Below are 6,735 nucleotides of genomic sequence, written 5' to 3' on the forward strand. Positions count from 1 at the left end.
CACCGGTGCGGCGGGCGCAGCTGCTTGTACCGGTGCATGCGTGGGCTCCGGCGGCCGCGCGGCCAGCGCGATCTTGGACAGCCGGCGCACCACGCCGTCGCCTTCCGCCAGCTGGTTCTTCAACTGCGCCGACATCTGCGTCGCCGCATCGAGCTGGTTGCCGAGGTTCTCGTTGACGTCGCGCACCGCATGCTTCAACCCGCCGATCGCGCGCTCGGCGATCTCGGTCGCGGTGATCAATTCGGCGATCGTCGCCTTCAGCGAATGCTCGTCCGCCTTGAGCCGCTGCAGGCGCTTGTTGAGCAGCCAGCAATAGCCGATCGTCAGCATCAGCAGCACGGCCACCAGACTCTCGATTATCAGTCCAAGCACATGACTCATGGTGCCTCCATCATCTTGGTCCGCTCATCCGCCTTCTCGAACATCGCGAAGGTGGTTTGGGGTTTACGCAAATTCTTGGTGACGCGGATCGCGACACGGTCGCCGACGCGGCCCATGCGGCCTTCCGTCAGGGTGACGTTGCCGCAGCGAACCGAGACCAGCGCGTCGGAACGGATATCCAGCGGCAGCGTGTCGCCGACCTTGAGCTTCATCAGCTCCTTCAGCGGGATATCGGCTTCGTACAGCACCGCATCGACCGATATCTCGGCCTGCGCCACCTCGGTGGCGAAATGGCCTTCCCAGATCGGGTCGCGGCCGAACTTTTCGCCCATGAACATCTGCAACAGCACGTTGCGGATCGGTTCGATGGTGGCGTAGGGCAGCAGCAATTCGACGTTGCCGCCGCGGTCTTCCATGTCGATGCGCAGGCGCACCAGGATCGCGGCGTTGGCCGGACGGCTGATCGCGGCGAAGCGCGGATTGGTCTCGAGCCGGTCGATCGTGAAGGTCACCGGCGACAGCGGCCGGAACGCCTGCTCGGCATCCGACAGCACCACCTCGACCAGCCGCTTCACGAGGTTGGTCTCGATCGTGGTGTAGGGCCGGCCCTCGATCTTGAGCTGGGTCTGGCCGCGGCGGCCGCCGAGCAGCACGTCGATCATCGAATAGATCAGGTTGGAGTCGACCATGGCGAGGCCGAAATTCTCCCACTCCTCCGCCTTGAACACCGAGAGCACCGCCGGCAGCGGGATCGAGTTCATGTAGTCGCCGAAGCGCACCGAGGTGATGCGATCGAGCGAGACTTCGACGTTGTCCGAGGTGAAATTGCGCAGACTGGTCGTCATCAACCGCACCAGGCGGTCGAACACGATTTCGAGCATCGGCAGACGCTCGTAGGACACCATCGCAGAATCGATGATGGCGCGGATGCCGGAATGGTCGTCGAGGCTGACGTCGCCGACCGTGAAGCCGAGGAGATTGTCGATCTCCTCCTGCGACAGCACGCGCTCGCCATTGGTGGTCTTGCTGCCGAAGTCGCGGCTGCCGTCCTCGACCATGGCGGCCCATTGCAGCGCCATGTTCTCGGTGAGCTCGTTCTTGGCTGCTTCCGCCGCGGCCGCCGCGGGATCCTCGGAATCGAGCGAGGCTTCCCATTGGGCCGCAATGGCGTCCTGGTCCATCTGGTCGTTGCCGGCCATGGCTTTACATCCACCCCGTCACTGGATCACGACTTCCTTGAAAAGCACCGCGTTGACCTGGTTCGGCGCCAGCGCGAGGTTGACGCGCTTGGTCAGTTCCTCCTTGAGGCGGAACAGGCCGGCCGAGCCGTTGAGATCGCTCGGGCGCAGCTCGCGCATATAGGTCTGGAACAGGTCGGTGACGCGCGGCAGCGCCGGCTTGATCGCCTCGACCTGCTTCTCTTCCTTGACCTCGAGCACGAGCTTCAGCTTGAGATATTGGACGCGCTCGCCGGGCGCACCGACCAGATTGACCAGCATGTCGGGCACGTCGACGAAGCTCGGCGGCTTCGGCGGCGGCGCCTCGGCGTGCTGCTCCTCGCCATGGCCCCGCATGAAGAAGAACCAGCCGCCCGCGCCCGCGCCGAGCACGACGAGGAAGCCGACGACGGCGATGATCAGCTTGAGCTTGCCCTTCTTCGGAGCGGCCGCGCCTTCGCCGCCTTCCGTCTTTTCCTCGTCCGCCATCGTCCGCTCGCTTCAACCCTGAAGGATGCGAACGCGATTTGCCCCAGCTTTGGCTTGAAGACGCGATACAAAGGCCGCCGGCGCACACGCGCCCCAATGCCGTCAACGCTAGGGTAATAATGGTTAACGGAACCTTAGGATCTACCTTCAACTAGGAAAAAACTGCCGGGCAAACATGGTCAACAAGACCTTTCTGCCGCCCTGCCCGGCCCCCGGTCAGACACCTAAGCCATTCTAATATCTTACTATTTCAAGTTGGCACGGCTTTCGCTGAGAGGACGGCGTAACAGGCGGGTTTGGGAGAACCCAATGGTTACCGACGGTCCGGCATGAAGGTTTGGGAGAACCTGCATTCGGATCACCTCACAGGGGAGAACCACCGATGCAGAATACGCTTCTGGTCGGACTATCGAAGCAGATGGTGCTGGAACGGCAGATGGATGTCGTGTCCAACAACATCGCGAACATGAACACCAACGGCTACAAGGCCGACCGGTCGCTGTTCCAGGAATATCTGTCCTCGAACGCGCATGAGGACAATTTCGCCGGCGGCGACCGCCGCGTGTCCTTCGTGCAGGACCGCGCCACCTTCCACGACTTCTCGCAGGGCCCGACCGAAGAGACCAAGAACCCGCTCGACGTCGCGATCGACGGCAACGCCTTCCTGGTGGTGCAGACGCCGGGCGGCGAGCGCTACACCCGCGAAGGCAATCTGCAGATCAATAATCGCGGCCAGCTGCTCACCGCCTCAGGCTACCAGGTGCTCGGCACCTCCGGCCCGATCACGTTCCAGCAGACCGATCACGACGTCAACATCGCCCCCGACGGCAACGTTTCCGTGCTCGAGGGCACGTCCCGCCTCGATTCGATCCGCGGCAAGCTCCGCCTGGTCTCGTTCGCGCAGGCCCAGCGCCTGCTCAAGGAAGGCTCCAATCTCTACGCGCCGGGCGAAGGCACACAGCCGCTGCCGGACACCAAGGCCCAGATCCGCCAGGGCTTCATCGAGAAGTCGAACGTCAATTCCGTCGTCGAGATGAGCCGCATGATCGAGATCACGCGGACCTACACCCAAATCGCCTCGCTGCTCCAGCAGCAGAGTGACCTGCACAAATCGGCGATCGAGAAGCTCGCCGACGTGCCGAACTGATCCGGGGGACTGACCGATGCGCGCACTCTATACAGCTGCGACCGGAATGGCGGCACAGGAACTCTCAGTTCAGGTGATCTCCAACAACATCGCGAACCTGCGCACCACCGGCTACAAGAAGCAACGCGCCGCGTTCCAGGACCTGATCTACGACCACGTGCGCCGGGTCGGCGCGCAGGCCTCCGACCAGAACACCATCATGCCGATGGGCATCGACCTCGGCGGCGGCGTCAAGACCGTCGGCACCCCGCGCATGATGACCCAGGGCACCCTGTCGCCGACCGGCAACGACCTCGACATCGCGATCCGCGGCGAAGGCTTCTTCAAGATCCTGATGCCCGACGGCACCTTCACCTACACCCGCGACGGCTCGTTCCAGATGGACAACCAGGGCCGCATCGTCAACGCGCAGGGCAATCTGGTGCAGCCGACGATCACGATCCCGCAGAATGCCTCCGGCCTCACCATCAATGCGCAGGGCCAGGTTTCGGTGACGCTGCCGGGCCAGACCGCATCGACCAACATCGGCACGATCGGCCTGACGCGCTTCATCAACAAGGCCGGGCTGATGCCGATCGGCGACAATTTGTTCCAGGAAACGCCGGCCTCCGGCCAGCCGCAGGACGGCACCGCCAACACCGACGGCTATGGCGACATGCAGCAGAGCAACCTCGAACAGGCCAATGTCGAGGTGGTCTCGGAAATCTCCGACCTGATCGCAGCGCAGCGCGCCTACGAGATGAACTCGAAGGTGGTCTCCGCGGCCGACCAGATGATGCAGTCGACCTCCAACCTGTTCCGCTGAGGATGATCTCGATGATCGCCCGCTCACTCCTGATCGCAGCCGCCCTCCTCACGGTGACCGTGGCGCCGGCCGCCGCGCAAAGCCGCAGTGAAGCCATCGCGGTGCCGACGCTGCGCGCCAGCATCACGGTCGCGGACGACATCGTGCGGGTCGGCGACCTCATCGACAATGCCGGCAGCGCCGGCAGCATCGCGATCTACCGCGCGCCCGACCTCGGCACCACTGGCACGCTGCCGGTCGCGCAGGTGCTGAACGTCCTGCGCGGTCACCAGGTGATCGGCGTCGACACCCGCGAGCTGAAGGAAATCACCGTCACGCGGCTCGCGCGCACCATCGACAGCAAGGAGATCGAGCAGCAGGTGTCGCGCGCGCTGGAAGGCCGCCACGGGCTCGGCCGGGCCGGCAACATCGCGCTGACCTTCGACCGCGATCCCGGCGATATCCGCCTCGAGGCCACCAACACCGGCACGATGCAGCCGATCGCGGTGCGCTACGACGCACGCTCGACGCGTTTCGACGTAACCTTCGAGATCGGCAACGACGCCGGCACCGCTCCTTACAAGATGCGCCTCACCGGCACGGCGATCGAGACCATCGAGGCCGCCGTGCTGACGCGCAATGTCGAGCGCGGCGACGTGCTGAAGGCCTCCGACGTGATGGTCGAGCGCCGCCCGAAGGCCGAAATCGGCAACGACGCGGCGGTGCGCGACGGCACCATCGGCATGCAGGTGCGCCGCCAGCTCCGCGCCGGCCAAGCGCTGCGCACAGCGGACATGGCGAAACCCGATCTCGTCACCCGCGACCAGAACGTCACGCTGATCTACCGCACCGCCGGCATCTATCTCACCATCCGCGGCAAGGCGATGGATGGCGGCGCCGAGGGTGACGTCGTCAGTGTGATGAATTTGCAGTCCAAGCGTGCCGTCTCCGGCGTCGTCACCGGCCGCGGCGAGGTCTCGATCTCGGTCGCCACCCCGCAAGCAGGACCCGAAGCCGACGCCACCTCTTCAAATTCCGCTCCCGTCAAGCTGAGTTCAGTCGCACCAAACGCCGAGTAAAGTTCATGTCCCAGTACCGTATCAACCGCCTCATCCTGGCCGGTGCGCTGCTCGCACTCGGCACGATCGCCAGCGGTTGCTCGTCGATCGACCGTCTCTCCCAGATCGGTGAAAAGCCGAAGCTGACGGAGATCGAGAACCCGACCACGCAGCCCGGCTACAAGCCGGTGCAGATGCCGATGCCGAAGCCCGAGGTCGCCTCCTACAGCCCGAACTCGCTGTGGCGCAGCGGTTCCCGCGCCTTCTTCAAGGACCAGCGCGCCGCGCGCGTCGGCGACATCCTGACCATCACGGTGAACATCACCGACAAGGCCGCGATCGCCAACGAAACCCAGCGCAGCCGCGCCAATTCGGAAGACTCAGGGGTCACCAACTTCCTGGGATCGCAGACCATCACCCAGGCGAACAAGATCCTGCCCGGCAAGATCCTGACCGCCGAATCGACCGCCTCCAGCGACGGCAAGGGCTCGGTGAACCGCCAGGAAGCGTTGCAGACCAACGTCGCTGCCGTCGTCACCCAGTTGCTGCCGAACGGCAATCTGGTGGTCGAAGGCAAGCAGGAGATACGGGTCAACTACGAAATCCGCGAGCTGATCGTGGCCGGCATCGTGCGTCCGGAGGACATCCAGAGCGACAACACCATCGACTCCTCGAAGATCGCCCAGGCCCGCATCGCTTACGGCGGCCGCGGCCAGATCACCGACGTGCAGCAGCCGCGCTACGGTCAACAGGTCCTCGACGTGCTCTTGCCCTTCTGACGGCGTGATCCCGAAAAATGCGAACCGGCTTTCGGAAGCGGATCATGCCTGAGTAAGACTTTTACGAGCTCCCACATCTCGTCGCGAACCTAGGCGCGGCGCGGTGTACCAACACGGCCCTTGTCAGCTCCCCTGGCGAGGGCCGTGGCATTTGGAGCATGATCCGGAAAAGTGTGAAGCGGTTTTCCCTCGCGACAAACGCGGAACGCGTTTGCGCGGAGATCATGCTCGAACAAGGAGCCAAGGCGCGATGACGATTCGCCCAATCTCATCGCGTTTGTGACCGGTGCCGTGCACGCGAACGATCGTCGCGCACAGTCCGATACCGCTCCCGCAAGTCGCACGATCACCTTCTCGGTTCGTTAACCCTTGCGACAACCCGCAGTAGAAGTCCCATCGCTTGCAACGTAGCTAGACGACAACGCAGGGTTTGTGTTTGTATGACGGTCATGCAAAGAGACGGACAATATGCGGCGTGGTTCCGGACGCCGCGGGGCGAGGGCACCGGAATAGTCCAGCTCGCGAATGGCAGAATCAGCGGCGGCGACGCCATGTTCATCTATGGCGGCTCCTATCAGCTCGATGAGAACCGCTTCACCGCGGTGCTGACGACGCATAGATATGCCGACGGCCCGTTCACCACCGTGTTCGGATGTGACGAGGTCGAGGCGCAGCTGACCGGCACCTTCAGCGGCAATCGCGCGACGTGCATGGGAACGGCCAAGCAGGCCCCCGGCGTGGTGTTCGAGGCCACGCTGTTTCTGCAGCAACCGGAGCCGGAGCCCGCGCCGCGGCCAAGAACGGCGACGACGCGCGCGGATGTGGCGCGGCTGCCGAAGCTCCCCGACCGCCGCACGACGGTCGTGAGCAGGCGCTTCAG

At 64.2% G+C, this 6,735-nt stretch carries 8 protein-coding genes; 5 read left to right on the forward strand and 3 right to left on the reverse strand.

Annotated elements, in window-relative coordinates:
- The 3 genes from H8A95_RS40840 to fliL all read right to left on the reverse strand — a co-directional run.
- Positions 1 to 381, reverse strand: a 381-nt coding sequence (locus tag H8A95_RS40840; RefSeq protein ID WP_229188157.1) for a DUF6468 domain-containing protein, incomplete at its 3' end; no start/stop codon positions are given.
- Positions 378 to 1,580, reverse strand: a complete 1,203-nt coding sequence (gene fliM, locus H8A95_RS40845; RefSeq protein ID WP_229188158.1) for a flagellar motor switch protein FliM — start codon at positions 1,578 to 1,580, stop codon at positions 378 to 380. The genes H8A95_RS40840 and fliM, both read right to left, overlap by 4 nt.
- An 18-nt stretch (positions 1,581 to 1,598) precedes the next feature.
- A complete protein-coding gene (fliL, locus tag H8A95_RS40850; RefSeq protein WP_163154627.1) occupies positions 1,599 to 2,087 on the reverse strand; it encodes a flagellar basal body-associated protein FliL in 489 nt (162 codons plus the stop codon).
- 382 nt (positions 2,088 to 2,469) lie between these two features.
- Here fliL and flgF point away from each other — a divergent pair, with 382 nt between their 5' ends.
- The 5 genes from flgF to H8A95_RS40875 all read left to right on the forward strand — a co-directional run.
- Entirely contained in the window at positions 2,470 to 3,234 is a 765-nt protein-coding gene (gene flgF / locus H8A95_RS40855; RefSeq protein ID WP_229188159.1) for a flagellar basal-body rod protein FlgF, read from the forward strand.
- A 16-nt stretch (positions 3,235 to 3,250) separates the two neighbouring features.
- The gene (gene flgG / locus H8A95_RS40860; protein ID WP_050631042.1) at positions 3,251 to 4,039 is read left to right on the forward strand and encodes a flagellar basal-body rod protein FlgG; all 789 of its coding nucleotides are present in this window, start codon (positions 3,251 to 3,253) and stop codon (positions 4,037 to 4,039) included.
- Between the two features lie 2 nt (positions 4,040 to 4,041).
- On the forward strand, positions 4,042 to 5,097 hold the full coding sequence (flgA, locus tag H8A95_RS40865) for a flagellar basal body P-ring formation chaperone FlgA (RefSeq protein WP_229188160.1): 1,056 nt from the start codon (positions 4,042 to 4,044) through the stop codon (positions 5,095 to 5,097).
- Between the two features lie 5 nt (positions 5,098 to 5,102).
- A complete protein-coding gene (flgH, locus tag H8A95_RS40870; RefSeq protein ID WP_229188161.1) occupies positions 5,103 to 5,855 on the forward strand; it encodes a flagellar basal body L-ring protein FlgH in 753 nt (250 codons plus the stop codon).
- A 449-nt stretch (positions 5,856 to 6,304) separates the two neighbouring features.
- A partial coding sequence (locus tag H8A95_RS40875; RefSeq protein ID WP_229188162.1) for a hypothetical protein occupies positions 6,305 to 6,735 on the forward strand: 431 nt, incomplete at its 3' end.

This window comes from Bradyrhizobium oropedii (assembly GCF_020889685.1).
GTDB lineage: Bacteria > Pseudomonadota > Alphaproteobacteria > Rhizobiales > Xanthobacteraceae > Bradyrhizobium > Bradyrhizobium oropedii.